Below are 14931 nucleotides of genomic sequence, written 5' to 3'. Positions count from 1 at the left end.
CGGGCAATGTGGTCGGAACGCCGCCGATTCTTCACCGTTCCTTCAATACCGGGTGGGATTCGGGCGTAGGAAAACGCTGCGAAAAAACGCGCACAACAGCAAAAAGGCGGCCGCCCGCAAGGACAAGCCGCCCGGAATCCGCCGAATAGCGGAATAAGAACAACGTGGGAAAGCCATCAGCCTTCGGCCAGCGTACCCACCTTGCCTGCGGCATGGGTGCCTGCGACCAGCTGGCTGAACAGATCGGTGTTCCGCGTGTCGTCAAGCAGCACCGACGAGCCGACGCCGTCGACCATATACCCCGGATCGGTCCAATACACGCTGCCGCTCACGCCGCCGTCGCCGGTGGCGGCCTTGAACGCGAACGCCATCTGCGCCAACGTCAGGGGAGAGGTCTTATCGTCCACGGTGATCGCGGCAAGCGCGGCATCCGCGGCCTTCGTCACCTTCGCCGGGCTGGACAGCGTCTCCTTGGACATGGCCTTGGACACGATTGCGCCGATCACCTGGCGCTGGCGCTGCGCACGGCCGAAATCGCCGTTCGCATCCGCATAGCGCATACGGGAGAATGCTAATGCGGTACCGCCGTCGACGGTATGGCAGCCGGCCTGCCAGTCAAGCCCGGAATACGGGTCGCTCACCGTCTGGTCGTAGCACAGGTTGACGCCGCCGATGGCGTTCACCACGCTCTGCAGACCGCCGAACTTGATCTTGGCGATATGGTTGATCTTCTGCCCGGTGATCGATTCGACGGATTCCACCAGAGCCTTGTTGCCGCCAAGTTCCGCGGCGGCGTTGATCTTCATGTACTGGCCGTTGACCTGCACCAGGGAGTCGCGCGGGATGGAGATCAGCGAGCTCGGCCCGGACTTCGGTTTGGTGAGCACGAGAATGGTGTCGGTCCTGAAACCGGGGGTGTCGTCGGCGGTGCCGCCCACGGTGCCGTCACGTTCGTCGGAGCCGAGGATGAGCCATGAGGTCGCCGGGCCGTTGGCCTTGCTGGTCAGCCAGTCGCTCTCCTTGTTCAGCCGGCCGTTCACCCAATTCCAGCCGCCGAATACGGCGAGGGCCAGTGCGCCCAGCAGTATGAGCACCACGAGGGAGATGACATGCCTGGGGCCGCGCCTGCGCCTGCGCGGCATGGCTGCGGAGGCCGGGCCGTTCGGTCTGACGGGAGGCGTGGGGGAGGCGCTTTGCGGGCGTGTGGAACCGCGGTACGGTGCGGGTTGTGCTGCGGGACGGGCCACGCGCGGTGACGTGCCGTTGGTGCCGCGTGAGGTTCTTGCCGAACGCGACGAGGAGGGAGTGAAGCTCATGGGTGCTGCTGTTCCGTTTGGATGCTGGGCTGATGCCTGATTCGCTACCGGTACCGCCGGTGCCGCCGGGGAGGAAGAAGCGGAAGGGGAGGAAGGGGATGCGGCGGAAGCCGGTTTCGCGGCTTGGCTGGAGACGCCGCGCCTGGCAGGGGAGGAGCCTGTGGGGAACTGGTCGGCGCGGCTCGCAGTGGAGCGTGCGGCCGGGGATGTGGCTCGGGTTGGTTCCGTACGGCGGCGGACCGGGGGAGTGAAGCTTGGAGGGGCGGGGGTTGCCGCGCCGGAGGCGGGCTTGGCGGAGGCGGACTTGGCTGAGGCGGGCGAAGATGCCGCGGAGGAGACCGGTACGGATGGCGCGGATTGCGCGGCCGGGGAAACCGGTGCAGCCGGGGCGATGGCCGGTGCGGGGTTGCCGGAAACACGGGGAGCGCCGGGTGCTGCAGGTGTTACGGATGCTGCGGAAACGGAGGGAACGCCGGGGGTGGCGGGAGTGGTGCTGCGACGACGCGAGCCTGCGGGAATGAAGCTGGGTGGAGTGTCCTGCGGACGCTGTCCCTCATTGTCCTGTGCCATGTCGCCTCCTGAGCAATACCAAATCTATGCCACTGTTGCACATAATGCCGTATGAACGGGTGCCTAACGGGGTTTTTCCTCATTTCCGGCACAAGGCGACGCCGGGCTTGCCCCGCGTCGCCTTGTGCGATCGTTGATGCCGGTGCGTTCCGCTACTGCACCGGGCACACCACGTTGTTGAGATATGCCTCGGAAATGCCGATGATCTGGCCGGTGTTGGCATCCTGGACGGCACCGGTCTCCGTGTCGATCACACCACCGGTGGCGGTGTCGATGTAGCGGCCGTCCGGGGTCTTCTCCACGCCATCGGCGACCTTCGTGTTCTGCGGGGTCGCCTGCGCGTTCTGATCGTTCTGATCGGTCTGCGCGTTCTGATCGGTGGAATCGGACTGGTTCGAATCGTTGTTCGAGGAATCCTGGCTATCGTTCTGATCGGTGTTCTGCGTGGCTTCCTCGACGAAGGGCTTGCCTTCCCTCATCTTGGCCCACAGCTGGTCGGCGGTCGAATCCCACACCACGCGGTTGGGGTCGCTCGGCGCGGTCACCACGGGGAGCGTGCGCGTGTATACGTGGGACACGTTCAGGTTCTTCAGGCTCATGGCCAGACCCGCGAGCGTGGCGGTGTCGGCGAGACCATGCGAGATGTTCAGCGACTTCAGCGCGGACTTCGCCAGCTGGTAGAGCTCGCTCGTGTGGGTGAAGATGTTCTTGTCGAGCGCCTGCTGCAGCAGCTGCTTGATCAGATACTGCTGGCGGGTGGTGCGCTGCACGTCGGAGCCGTCGCCCATGCTGTAGCGGGTTCGCGCGTACTGGGTGGCGCTCAGGCCGTCGAGCTGGTGCAGGCCCTTCGTGAGGTCGAGGCCCGTGTAATGGTCCTTCACGTCGGAGGGGATGCAGATCTTCACGCCGCCGATGGCGTTGATCATGTCCTTCAGACCGTTGAAGTCCACCACGATGAAGTTCTGGATGTTCAGGCCGGTCAGCGAGTTGACCGCGTTCACCGTGCAGCTGGCCGCGGATGCCAGGTCGCCGCCGGTGGCGTAGCCGTTGGCGAAGATCGAATTGAACATCACGTTGTACTGGGCGCTCATCGTGCCCTTGCTGGTCTCGCAGCTCGGCGAGTCGACCAGGGAGTCGCGCGGGATGGAAACGAGATTGATGTAGCTGCGGTCCGCGGAGATCTGCACCACCATGGTGGTGTCCGCCTGATGGGAGCCTTCGCTGGTGTCGCCGCCGCCGATGGCCGCGTTGTCGGCGCCATCACGGGTGTCTTGGCCGAGCACCAGGAACTCGATGGATTTGCCCGCATTCGGATCGACGAGCTCCGTTTCCTTCTGCCCCTTCTGCGGGATGACTCTGACCTCGCCGTTCTCGATGGTGCTGTTGATGTCCATGAATGTCGCGGCCGCCGCGGTTCCCACGAAGACGAGCATCGCGACCACCACATATATAACGGTATTGCGCACTCGGTGCTGCATGCGGTATGACATGCTGTGACGCGGCGCTATATCCCTCCAGCCGCCCACATTGGGCACGTTGGACTTGTTGGGAATGTCGGCACCGGATCGTTGCTTGTTCACGCTTGCAAACCTTCCTGTATGGGGCAAAACGTTTTGATTGTACGGCAAGGAGTTGAAAAGGCGCCCCCGAATGCCGTTTCCTCACACCTTCTTGAAAAACCGCACGCAACATGGGAAGCCCCCTATATAGCACATTTCGTGCGAACATGTGGTAATGACATGGCTTGAACTTGACAAAAACGAAGCCCGAAGTGTGTAATCTATCTGTTGCTGACAAAGTCAAAAGGGCGGGCAAGGAGGATGCGCGTATGTGGGGCATCGCCAACGATTCCGATGAGGAGCCAACCGGCGGGCTGTGGGGGCTGTTCCTGCCGGACGGTGATGTCACATGGCAGAACAAGGCGTTGTGCTCGCAAACCGATCCCGAAGCGTTCTTCCCCGAGAAGGGCGGCTCCACCCGTGACGCGAAACGTGTGTGCGCACAATGCGAGGTGCGCGAACAGTGCCTGAACTGGGCCATCGAGCATGATGAACGATTCGGCATCTGGGGCGGCATGAGCGAACGCGAACGCCGCAAGTACAAGAAGATGCGCAAGGAGCAGATTTGACACAAGATCTTCAACGGATCCTCGACGGCGGCGTACGGCAGGTACTGTCCGACGCGCTGGCCGCACGTCCGTATTCCCACTGCCAGTTCGTGTCCGAAACGGTGGCCGCGGTGGTCACCTGCGAGGATGACATCCGATTCCTGCCCGATACGCTGGCCGCGGTCCTGGAACAGACCGTGCTGCCGGGTGTCATCGTGGTGGCCGACTGCAGCGGGCAGACCATGCACCCGATGGAAACGTCGTTCGACGTGGTCACGGCATCGTCGGAACCTTTGGAATACGTGCCGCAGGCGCAGACCGTCAGCGTGCAGGTCGTGAACGCGCGCGGCGCACGCTCCTTCGGCGACGCGGTGCAGCGCGCGATCGGCAAGGCCCGTCTCGGCGATGAAGTGAAAAGCCTGTGGCTGCTGCACGACGACTCCCGCCCGGCGAACGCCAACTGCCTCGAAGTGCTGCTCGAAGCGCAGCGCAACACTCCCGGCGCGTCCTTGCTGGGCGCCAAACAGCTTGATTGGGAGGGCGAGAACCTCCATGACGTCGGCGCGTACGCGAGCAAGCATGGCATCGTCTCGCTCGTGGTGGACGGCGAACCGGATCAGGAACAATACGATTCCCGCGCCGACGTGTTCAGCGTCTCCCTCGCTGGTGCGCTGCTGCCGTTGATCACCTTGCGCAGCATGGGCGGTATCAACGGCTGGTTCACCACCTACGCTGAATCCGTCGACTTCTGCCGCCGTGTCAGCCGCAGCGGAGGCCGCGTACTCGTGGTCCCGCAGGCCCGCATCGCTCACCGCCGCGCCCGCTATGAGGGCGTGCGCACCCGCAACGGCGAGGAAGTGGACGAAGAACTCCCCGTGAACCCGTCCATGAGCGTGCTCGTGGCCGAGCAACGCTACCAGTACACCGACATCGCACGCCTACGCTGGCCGATCATCTGGATCTTCTCCCTGTTCGCCGCATTCTTCAAAACCCTCGCCCGCTTGGTGAGCAAACAGCCGTACGAGGCATGGTGCGAACTGTGCATGCCCTGGCACGCGCTGACCTCCGTCTCCGCCGGCATCCAGGCGCGAAGCAATGTCGCCCGCCAATCGAAGGTTCCGCACGCGCAACTCAACATGATCACGGCCACACGCGCCCAGCTTGCCCAATGGCGCGATCGCAAACGCGCTTTGGACGGGCAGCGCAACGTCACCCTGCTCAGCCCGCTGGTCCGCTCGCACCTGCGCGTCAGGGCCGTGAAACGCTGGTCCGCGGCGCTCGCCATGGCCGCCGTCGCCTTCATAGCCGTGGCCGCCATGTACTGGCCGGTATTGCGATCCCTGTTCTCCGGCGGATCATTGTGCTCCAACCAGCTGCTGCCTACCGGCGCCACCTTCGGCCAGCTTGCCGAAGCCGCCAGCACGCAATGGGTGTGGAATATCGGCGGCGGCGTCTCCATGCCGCCCGCCCCCTGGCTATGGGTGCTGCTGGCCACATCACTGTTCACCCTGGGCAACGTCGCAGCCGCCACCGGCCTGCTGTTCTTCCTCGCGGCCCCGCTGAGCGCCCTCTCATTCTGGGCGTTGGCCGGCATCTTCACCCGTTCCGACACCGTGCGCATCGCCAGCGGCCTGCTATGGTGCGCGTTCGGCCTCGCCATGGGCCTGTACGCCACGGCGAACCTGCCGATGCTCACCGTGATGATCTTCCTGCCCGCCGCATTCGCATTCGTCTTCCGCGCGGTCGGCCTCTACCACACCGAAGACCAGGTGCGCCCGCGCGCATCCGTGCAGGCCGCGGCCGCCGCATCGCTATGCTTCATGCCGGTCATCGCCGCCGAACCGCAGCTGTTGCTGCCGCTCATCGTCACCTTCCTCGTATTCCTGCTGTTCATCCCGCGCCACCGCGCCATGCTGCTGCTCATGCCCATCCCCGCGGCGCTACTGTGCGCACCCACGCTGGTGCACGCCGCACGTCTCGCCCGCCACGGCGCATGGAGGCAGATCTTCGGCGACATGAACGTGCCCTCCATCGACGTGAACGGCGCACCCGACTCGCTCAACCTGTCAGGAGTGGTGGACCGCGCGTTCGGCATCGACATCTACAATCCGCTCGACGACCTGATGGACGGCGGCTACAGCATGGGCATCCTCGTCGCGCTCATCGTGGCACTGGTGCTCGCGATCGTTTCGCTCATGCTGCCGTTCGCCCTGCGCACCTCGCGCATGATGTGGGTCGTGATGCTCACCGGCGGTGCGCTCGCCGTGGTCTCCGCCCACGTGGCCATCGCATTCGACACGACCGGCGCGGTCGCCGGATCCGTGCTTCCCGGCCTGACACTGGCCATGCTCGGCCTCATGTCGTGCGTATGCCTGATGGCGGGCGGCGCGGTACGCAAATTCAAAGCCTTGCGCGTCTCCAAGAGCGCGGCCAAGCAGGTGCAGACCCGTGAAGGCAGGAAGGCGATCGTGCTGCACCGTTTCGTGGTCGTCGGCCGTCTGCTGCTCGTGCTCATACTGGCCGCAAGCATCGTGGTATGGTCCGGTTTCGCGTTCGAACGCAACGGTAAAGGCCAGGTCACGGTGAGCGGCGACGGCATGCCCATGGTCGCCACCGACGCCGTGCAAACCGACCACAACCAGCGCGTGCTCGCCCTGTACGCGGATTCGCGCACCGACGTCTCATACAGCATCATGCGCACGTCGCGCGGCGATCTGATCGACAGTTCGCCCGCATGGCGTGCCGCGGTCGCCTCCGGCAGCCATGACGATACCGACAACAAGATCGGTGAACTTGCTGCGCGACTGCTGTCGAACAGCGATTCTGACGCGCTCGCATCGCTCGCCAAGCTCGGTTTCGGCGGCGTGTTCGTCGTGTACGGCGGCAGCGGCAGCGAACAGCTGGCCACCAATCTCACAGCGTCGGAAGGCACGCAAACCGTCGTATCCAATCAGAACGGCACGTACTACCGTCTCACCGCGGCCGATGGCAAGGGCATGACGGTGAAGCTCAGCGAACAGGATGCCGCGACGCATAACATGTGGCGCATCTCGTGGCTGGTGGTACTGGCCGTGGTATTCCTGCTGTACGTGCTTGTCGCCATTCCGCGCAAGCGCGACCAGCAGCCCCAGGAGGAAGCATGACATCGAATTCGACCTCCGCGCGCGTGGTGCGCGTCATTTCGGCCACCGTCACTTCGGTGATCCTGGTGGGTGCGTTGGCCACCCTTGGCGGCGTTGACATTCCCGCCTGGCTGGTCGACCCTGCGAACGGCAGTTCGGCTTCGACGCATCGCGTGGTCCAGGAACGCTTGGAATCGTATTGCGGTGAACGTATGCAACTGCCTGATTCCACCGATTGGGGCGACAGCGACTATCGCGCCTCCGACGGCGATATCAGCTCCGCCGCCAGTTATGCGGCGTTCGGCACCGTGCATGCGGCGTCCGTCGTCCCGTTCGAGGTCGTCGGCGCGCAAACCGCCAACCTGTCCGGTCCGGACAGCGCGGACAGCGACAACGGCATGACCTACCGTGACAACAACGAATACCAGCGTCTGTTCGACGCCAACCTGCTGAAGGCCGACTCCAAATCCGGCCAGGCGGGCATTCTCGCCTCCAAGGCCACCGAGGGCGACTTGCGCGGCATTTCCGCCTCCACCTGCGTGGTGCCCGCCATCAAACAGTCCTTCCTGCTGCCGTCCACCGGCACCGGCACCAGCCAGCAGCTTGTGCTCGCGAACCCTTCGTCCAAGGCGACCGTGGTGAACGTGGAAGTGTATGGCACGAAGAGCGCCGGGCGGGCGGAACTGGCCACGTCGAGCAAGATCACCGTGAGCGGCGACGGGCATTCCACCATGGATCTTTCCGCGGCCGCGAACGGTCAGGACGGCCTGTATGTGAAGGTGACGAGCGATTCCACCGCGGTCGCGGCGAGCGTGCGCGTGCTGGTGATGGACGGTCTGACCCCGAAGGGTTCCGACATCGCCATGCCGGCCAGCGCCGCGAACACGTCGAATCTCATTCCCTCGGTCCGCGCCGGTGACAAAACCACCCTGTATCTGTACAGCGCGAAGGATGCCACGGTCAAAGCCTCCTGGGTGAGCGACAACGGGCTCATCTCCTTGGACAGCTATGCGGTGAAGGGTCAGCAGGTCAGCGCCATCGATCTTGGCAGCGCCCCCAAGGGTGCGAACGGCATCCAGTTGGATAGCGACGAGCCGTTCACCGCCGCCGCCAAGGCGAGCCTCAGCGGTTCGAACGGGCAGGAGGATTTCGCGCTGCTGCCGTCGGTCGCGCCCGCGAAGCGTTCCGCCGCGGCATTGCCCGAAGGCTTCAACGCTTCCCTGACCCTTGCCAACACGTCCAACAACGATACTTCCGCCACCGTCACGTTCATGAACGACGACGGTTCGATGGGGGAGAGCAAGGACGTGGCCATCAAGGCCAACAGCGCCATCACCATGGACGGCGAAGGCGTGGCGGCCATGGTGACCTGCAGGAACGACGACGTGGCATGGGGGTTGCGCCTGACCTCCGACGATCTGGTGGGCAAGAAGGTGGCCGGCGTATCCACGGTCGCACCGTCCAAGCTTGGCGTGCGCGTCGCGCAGATCACCTCGACCAACGACCCATCATTGGTACGCTGACGGGTTCAACACGGCACAAGCAAGGCCGGACGGCAATCACCGTCCGGCCTTCGCATATCAACGCGCCTTAGCTCACCACTGCTTGGCTTACCACTGGTAGTCGGGGTCGATCTCCTCGGGCCTGCGCCCATACAATTCGGCCACGCGCACCACCAGCTCGTCACGGATCGCCCACTGCAAATCGTCACGGTTACGCGCCCTGGACTGCAACGGCATACGGTACAGCACAATGCGTGCAGGCATACCATGCGCGGCGGGGAACAAACGGGACATCACATTGGGCTCCAACTCCCACGGCACCGGGTCGGACGGCGGCACATCCTCAACGGCGAACTGGATCGGCCTGATCAGCTCCGGCCACGCACCGTTCAACCTGCGGATATGCGCGGCAAGCAGATCGTCGAACATGCCCGACCGCGTGCGATACCTCGGCAAACGAACGCCGAACATGGGTGTACGGGTGCCACGACCGTGGCGGTTACGGTAAACGCGTGTATTCCATGGAGCTTCAGCCATGCCTCCACTGTATGACATGCCAATGGCATTAGGGTAGGATACAGAGCATTCGTATGCGCGTATCCGCGCGTATCCCGTACACGGCAAAGGAGAGTGGACATGATCCTGCAATGGGACCGTTTGGACTACGAAACCTTAGCCCGCCGAACGCATTTCATCGGCTTCGACCTCGACAACACCCTCGCCAACTCGCGCAAACCCATGCTCCCGGACGTGGCCGACCGGTTCGGCGAACTCACCAACCACATCGACGTGGCGGTGATCACCGGAGGGCGATGGGAACTGGTCATCAGCCAGATCATCGACGTGCTCGGCCCCAACGCGAACCGGAACAACCTGCATCTCATGCCCACCAGCGGCACCCGCTACTACCGGTGGCAGGGCGGCGAATGGGTGCGCGTCTTCAGCCACGATCTCACCGCGGACCAGTGCGCCCGCGCCTCGGCAAGTCTGGAACGCCGCGCCCGCGAAATGGGCGTATGGTTCGACAACGTGTGGGGCGAACGCATCGAAAACCGCGGGTCGCAGATCACGCTTTCCGTACTCGGCCAGCAGGCTCCGCTGGAAGCGAAGCGCGAATTCGACCCGGACGGCACGATCAAACAGCGCCTGGCCGAAGCGGTGGCCGCCGACCTGCCCGATCTGAAGGTGCACGCGGGAGGCTACACTAGCATCGACATCTCGCAGCAGGGCATCGACAAGGGGTTCGCGGTGCGCGAGCTCGCACGGCTCAACCATTTCCCCGTGGAGGACATGGTGTTCGTCGGCGACAGAATGAACAAGGACGGCAACGACTACCCGGCGGTGCAGGCGGGGGCCATGGGCGTGGAGGTCGGCAATCCGCGCGACACCATACGGTTCATCGACGCGATGCTGGAACGGATCGCGTGAGGGCGGGGCGTGTTGCTGGGGCCGGTTGCGAGACGTGGCGCGGTCGCGGACTGGCTGTGTGAGTGTTGGCTGTGTGCGGTAGGTGAGGGTTGCCTGAGCTGGACGTATGAGCCGGGTGTCTGACGAGTTGGACGTGTGAACGAGTTGGACGTGTGAACGCAATGACCGGAACGACGATAGGGGAGTCGACATGGGGACAACGGTGTGGAACGGTATGCTCGGCCTGCTGCTGCCGCGCGGATGTGCGGGATGCGACAAGCCGGACGAAGTGCTTTGCCCGGACTGCCAGGCGTTGTTCCGCAAACGGGTGACCTTGCCGCTGGGTGGCACGGCAACCGAAATGAGCGCGAAAACGGGTGCAGGAACGGTTGCGGAAACGGTTGCATCGACCGCAGCGACGAATACCACGACGATCACGGCGACGGCTGCGACGACGAGCACCGTGACGATCACGGCGGGAGGCATATACCAAGGGCGCGTGCGACGGGCGATCCTCTCCTGGAAAGACCACGGGGACGTGGAATGCGACAAAGCATTCACCCGGATCTGCAGGGAACTGGCGGCAAGCAGCATGGCGAAATCAGGCGCGTTCAACGCTGGCGTGCTCAATGCTGGTGCGGGCGGCGTAAGCGCGGTTGACGGTGCGGCCAGCATGGGTACGGCCTATGAGGATGCGGCCAGCATGGGCGTGACCTATGAGGATGCGGCTAACATGAGCGCGGCCACTATGAGCGCAACCGCCAATGCCACGCCACCGCAAATACTCGTCATCCCAGCCCCATCCTCACCCCAATCCATGCGCGCTCGCGGACGGCAACACCTCTGGCCGTTGGCGAAGGCCGTTGCATCGGAACTGGCTGCCGGCGGAGCGGAATCCTGTGCCGTGAACGCGCTGGGAATAAGCCGCGTACACGGCAAAGCCGTGGAAACCACCAACGCCCGCGGACGAGCGGCCCGACTCAAAGAGCGGTTGGAAGTGCCCGACCCGGGGCTTATAGCGGGCAAGAACGTGCTGATATTGGATGACATCGTAACCACGGGAACGACCATGCGCCGGTGCGCGGAGGCGGTTCGAGGGGCAGGAGGGCATGTGATCGGCGGAATCGCGCTCGCCGCCGTCCCGCCGCCGGACGAACTGCAAGAGGACACGTCTTGTTGACATATGATTTTGTTGCTTGTAACATCAAACCTGCGATAAAGCTGGGCGTTGTCCAGTTCGCGAAGACCACCCTTTTCGAAGGGTGGTCTTCGTGCATAACGAGGGGGTTATACACGTGCACAAGCCTTTTATGTCGGTAGATGATCAAGTGGCATTGCTTGGATCTCGTGGTATGCAGACGGACGCGCGTACTGCATGGATTTTGGAGCGTGAAGGCTACTATTCTGTAGTCAACGGTTACAAGGTTCCTTTTCTTGATGCTTCGGCAGGGAATGCGGCGCAAGATGACAGGTATCTTCCTGGTGTGTCATTCAGTAACCTGTATGATCTTTTTCGGTTCGATCGGAATCTTCGATTTCTGATATTTCGCATGACGACGCTTGCGGAAGCCGTATTAAAGACGATATGTTCCTATGAGTTTACTAAGGTGAACGCATGTGAAGTAAACCCATATCTCAATATTGAAAATTATGCAACGGAAGTTTCGGCGCATAAAAAGGCGGAGGAACTCATTCCAGTATTAGAGAAAATCATTTCTTTAAATAAGAAACCTAATGGACATGTAGGGAAAGCGTATATAAAGCATTGCATACATGAACATGATGGAGAAATACCGCTATGGGTGCTAGTTAATGATCTTACGCTTGGGCAGATGTATTGGTTTTTCCAAGCTCAGGATAATGTTGTCCGAGGGAATATCGCTCGAAGCTTCACTGCTTTATATAGGGATTCGCACAAGCAGGGAAAAGAGATTACCTCGATACAGTTAGATAAGATATACCGAAGAATAAGGGATTTTCGGAATATCTGTGCTCATGACGAAAGATTATATTGTGCTCATCCGCAAAGCAAAAACATTACAGTCTTTCAGCTTGTTAAGGATTTTGCTTTTGTTATAGACAAGAAAAGGTATATAGATTTTTTGCAGAGTCTTGAATCATTGCTTAAGAATTTAGAGAAGAGTATTCCTGATTATATGGGTTCCGTATATTCGGAAATGGGACTACAGGATTATAATGTATTGCGAGCGTGGATAGAACAGACTCAAAAAATGTAGTTAAGAAAATCGTTTTCTAATGAATATGCTGCAAAATTCTTAGATCGGTAATTGTGTATAAGCCTAGGTGCATGTTTCCTGTGAACGGTTACTTACGTCGATTAAGCGCCTCTTGCATGCGGCATTATATGATGTTGATCTTAATGAGGTACGGGGTTCCAACGAGGAAACAGTAACTACTATGTTCCCGCGAATGCTATCTTTGGCATATTCTGCTTGGGGGTGCAACCATTGGTTGTAACCCGGCATGTTGCCGCTGCCACCCGGATCTTTTAATGTCTCCTGTGTGTCAAATAACTCGCGAATCTGGCGTTGCTTAGCAATTTTGGGGCTAGGAGTTCTTAGATGTTGTTGAGCAGCTCGCACATGACTATGCCGAAGCCGTCTACGTTCTACGTCAACGTTTCCTTGAAGCACATGATGCAATATGTTGGCCGGAACATCCTTGGTGCGTTCACCGACTTCTTGATTCTTTGGCCGAGCAGAAGCTCAACGACTGCCAGCTCCAGGTCGTGAACCGGGTGGCGGCCATATGTTCTCCCACAGACAACACCCGGTCAACGGTCGGAATAGGATTGCAGAGGTTCGATAGGAAATCTGACAGGAAATCTGACAGGAAGAGCGGCGGAACAGGATAACCGCGCGGGGTCTTAGCAAACAAGGAACGAGGCATATCATGGGCGCATCAATGTCACAAGCACTGACCCGCGAGGAATCATACGCGAACGGCAAACTCACGCACCCGGCCCTCGTCTCCATCTCCATCCTCACCTTCATCACCTTCGTCGGCAACTTCACACAACTGCAGCTCAGCTCCGCACTACCCACCATCGTCGCCGACTTCCACATCTCCGTAACCACCGGCCAATGGCTCACCTCGATCTTCCAGCTCGTCATGGGCGTCATGGTGCCACTCACCGCATTCCTCACCAGACGCTTCTCCACACGCCAGATCGTGATCTGCTCCATGCTCATCTTCACCATCGGCTCCGCACTCGCCTGGCTCGGCCCCACCTTCGCACTCGTCCTACTCGGCCGACTGCTGGAAGCGGTAGGCACCGGCGTCATGTGGCCGGTCCTGCAAATCACCGTATTCTCCATCTACCCGCTTTCACGCCGCGGCGTCGCCATGGGCACCGTAGGCATGGCCATGAGCGTCGCTCCCGCACTCGGCCCCACCGTCGGCGGCTGGCAAACCGACATGAACGGCTGGCGCTCCATCTTCCTCACCCTCACGGTCATCGGCGTACTCGCACTGCTCCTGGCCGTATGCTTCCTGCACAACTTCGGCGAATCCGACCGCACCGCACACGCCGACTTCTTCTCCGTAGCACTCTCAATATTCGGCTTCGGCGGCCTCATGTTCGGCTTCACCAACATCGAAACCTACCCGTTCACCAACCCCATGGTGTGGGGCGCAATGCTCATAGGCGTAATCGGCATCGTCTGGTTCGTGGCACGGCAATTCGCCGCACCATACCAGCAGGGGAGCGGCATACTGCGCAGGCTGATCTCGCGCTCGCCGAAGGTGGAGGTGCCGCTGCTGGACCTGCATGTGCTGCGCAACCGTAGTTTCACGGTTGGCACGATCGTGGCGGCGATGACGTTCTTCGCGTTCAGTTCGATCATGGTGATCATTCCGCTATATATCCAGAACGATCGCGGCTATTCGGCGGTGATGAGCGGCCTGATCATGCTGCCTGGAGCGATTGGCCAGTGCATCGCGCAGTTCGGCGGTGGTCGTGCGCTTGACCGGTTCGGCGCACGCCCCGTGGCGTTGACGGGCACGATCATTCTGCTGCTGGGCACGTTCGGCATGAGTCTTATCGGCCCGCATACGTGGATCTGGTGGGTGTCGATCTGCCAGTTCACCCGTCAGATCGGCATGGGTTTCCTGCTGATGCCGGTGACCACCTGGTCGTTGAACTGCTTGCAGCAGCATGAGGTGGCTGCGGGTTCGGCGGTGACGAATACGGTGCGCCAGATCGCGGGTGCGATGGGTGCGCCGATTCTGGTGATCATTATGGAGTTGGTTGCCGCGATGCGTGCCAATGCGCTGGGCGGCGGCCATGCGGCTACGATCGCGGGCAGTATTTTCGGCGTGCAGACGACGCTGCGTATCAGCACGGTGATCGTGGCCGTGATGCTGGCGATCGTGTTCTTCGGCGTGCGCGGCGAAGGCGCGGGGTCTTCGCGCGAGCTGGCGCGTAAGGCCGTGGCCAAGCTGCACCGGTGACAAGTCGAACAGGTAAATATGAGTGGTCGCGACCCGCCGCTCGAACGCCGCAAGTGTGAACGTTCACGCAAACCCATGCCCCCGTTTCTCGCAATGTGAAACGGGGAGGGGTGAAAAATGGGGGTAGTGCTGCAACATTTGTTGACAAGCGTGTCGGGGAATGCGGCAGAACGGCCAAAGTGTCGCAATTCTCCGTGGTCCACCTTGCGAGAATGCCAGTGAAAGATGGCGCGGGAATGGTGCGGGATGACGTGGAACCCCAAGACGAAACACCGCGGAAACGGACGAAACTTACTACGAACACGTTGGGGTAGTGCCCGAAAAGTTGCGCACTTTGGATCATGGCCGTCCATGGCGCGATGATCAGTTCGCTTCCACGAGGTTGTCATCGAGCCGGGACATGTCCAGGTAGCGGCGGTTCGACCATTCGTTCG

At 61.4% G+C, this 14931-nt stretch carries 10 protein-coding genes; 7 read left to right on the top strand and 3 right to left on the bottom strand.

Going from position 1 to position 14931, the window contains the following annotated elements:
* Window positions 1–176: 176 nt before the first annotated feature.
* Both KIH75_RS10130 and KIH75_RS07630 read right to left on the bottom strand, forming a co-directional pair.
* Complete coding sequence (locus KIH75_RS10130; protein ID WP_236028122.1) at window positions 177–1886, bottom strand: LCP family protein; 1710 nt, start codon at window positions 1884–1886, stop codon at window positions 177–179.
* A 152-nt stretch (window positions 1887–2038) separates the two neighbouring features.
* Entirely contained in the window at window positions 2039–3376 is a 1338-nt protein-coding gene (locus KIH75_RS07630) for an LCP family protein (protein ID WP_219056170.1), read from the bottom strand.
* 338 nt (window positions 3377–3714) lie between these two features.
* Between KIH75_RS07630 and KIH75_RS07625 the strand changes: the two genes are divergently transcribed.
* The 3 genes from KIH75_RS07625 to KIH75_RS07615 are packed head-to-tail and all read left to right on the top strand — an operon-like array spanning window position 3715 to window position 8638.
* A complete protein-coding gene (locus tag KIH75_RS07625) occupies window positions 3715–4014 on the top strand; it encodes a WhiB family transcriptional regulator (protein ID WP_033521767.1) in 300 nt (99 codons plus the stop codon).
* On the top strand, window positions 4011–7136 hold the full coding sequence (locus KIH75_RS07620) for a glycosyltransferase family 2 protein (RefSeq protein ID WP_219056159.1): 3126 nt from the start codon (window positions 4011–4013) through the stop codon (window positions 7134–7136). Before KIH75_RS07625 ends, KIH75_RS07620 begins: the two co-directional genes overlap by 4 nt.
* Window positions 7133–8638: a DUF5719 family protein gene (locus KIH75_RS07615; protein WP_219056158.1), complete on the top strand. Its 1506-nt coding sequence runs from the start codon at window positions 7133–7135 to the stop codon at window positions 8636–8638. The genes KIH75_RS07620 and KIH75_RS07615 overlap by 4 nt, the downstream gene beginning before the upstream one ends.
* Before the next feature lie 87 nt (window positions 8639–8725).
* Here the strand turns inward: KIH75_RS07615 and KIH75_RS07610 are convergent, their stop codons facing one another.
* Window positions 8726–9154 carry a metallopeptidase family protein gene (locus KIH75_RS07610; RefSeq protein WP_219056157.1) on the bottom strand — a complete coding sequence of 143 codons (429 nt, stop codon included), beginning with the start codon at window positions 9152–9154 and terminating at the stop codon, window positions 8726–8728.
* 99 nt (window positions 9155–9253) lie between these two features.
* Between KIH75_RS07610 and KIH75_RS07605 the strand changes: the two genes are divergently transcribed.
* The 4 genes from KIH75_RS07605 (at window position 9254) to KIH75_RS07580 (ending at window position 14497) form a co-directional block, all read left to right on the top strand.
* The gene (locus KIH75_RS07605) at window positions 9254–10045 is read left to right on the top strand and encodes an HAD-IIB family hydrolase (protein WP_219056156.1); all 792 of its coding nucleotides are present in this window, start codon (window positions 9254–9256) and stop codon (window positions 10043–10045) included.
* A gap of 214 nt (window positions 10046–10259) precedes the next feature.
* Window positions 10260–11204, top strand: a complete 945-nt coding sequence (locus KIH75_RS10125; RefSeq protein ID WP_236028121.1) for a ComF family protein — start codon at window positions 10260–10262, stop codon at window positions 11202–11204.
* 115 nt (window positions 11205–11319) lie between these two features.
* A complete protein-coding gene (locus tag KIH75_RS07585; protein ID WP_219056155.1) occupies window positions 11320–12261 on the top strand; it encodes an Abi family protein in 942 nt (313 codons plus the stop codon).
* Between the two features lie 676 nt (window positions 12262–12937).
* Complete coding sequence (locus tag KIH75_RS07580) at window positions 12938–14497, top strand: MDR family MFS transporter (RefSeq protein ID WP_219056154.1); 1560 nt, start codon at window positions 12938–12940, stop codon at window positions 14495–14497.
* Window positions 14498–14931: the final 434 nt, after the last annotated feature.

It is taken from the genome of Bifidobacterium pongonis, assembly GCF_019331805.1.
Lineage (GTDB): Bacteria > Actinomycetota > Actinomycetes > Actinomycetales > Bifidobacteriaceae > Bifidobacterium > Bifidobacterium pongonis.
Note: the sequence above shows the minus strand (reverse complement) of the source record. Positions and strands in the feature narration are given on the sequence as shown.

What these genes read in the sequence shown, in the direction of transcription:
- KIH75_RS07580 (WP_219056154.1), top strand. Translation starts at nt 12,938, where the DNA reads ATGGGCGCATCAATGTCACAAGCACTGACCCGCGAGGAATCATACGCG.
- KIH75_RS07610 (WP_219056157.1), bottom strand. Translation starts at nt 9,154, where the DNA reads ATGGCTGAAGCTCCATGGAATACACGCGTTTACCGTAACCGCCACGGT.
- KIH75_RS07630 (WP_219056170.1), bottom strand. Translation starts at nt 3,376, where the DNA reads ATGTCATACCGCATGCAGCACCGAGTGCGCAATACCGTTATATATGTG.
- KIH75_RS07615 (WP_219056158.1), top strand. Translation starts at nt 7,133, where the DNA reads ATGACATCGAATTCGACCTCCGCGCGCGTGGTGCGCGTCATTTCGGCC.
- KIH75_RS10130 (WP_236028122.1), bottom strand. Translation starts at nt 1,886, where the DNA reads ATGGCACAGGACAATGAGGGACAGCGTCCGCAGGACACTCCACCCAGC.
- KIH75_RS07625 (WP_033521767.1), top strand. Translation starts at nt 3,715, where the DNA reads ATGTGGGGCATCGCCAACGATTCCGATGAGGAGCCAACCGGCGGGCTG.
- KIH75_RS10125 (WP_236028121.1), top strand. Translation starts at nt 10,260, where the DNA reads ATGCTCGGCCTGCTGCTGCCGCGCGGATGTGCGGGATGCGACAAGCCG.
- KIH75_RS07605 (WP_219056156.1), top strand. Translation starts at nt 9,254, where the DNA reads ATGATCCTGCAATGGGACCGTTTGGACTACGAAACCTTAGCCCGCCGA.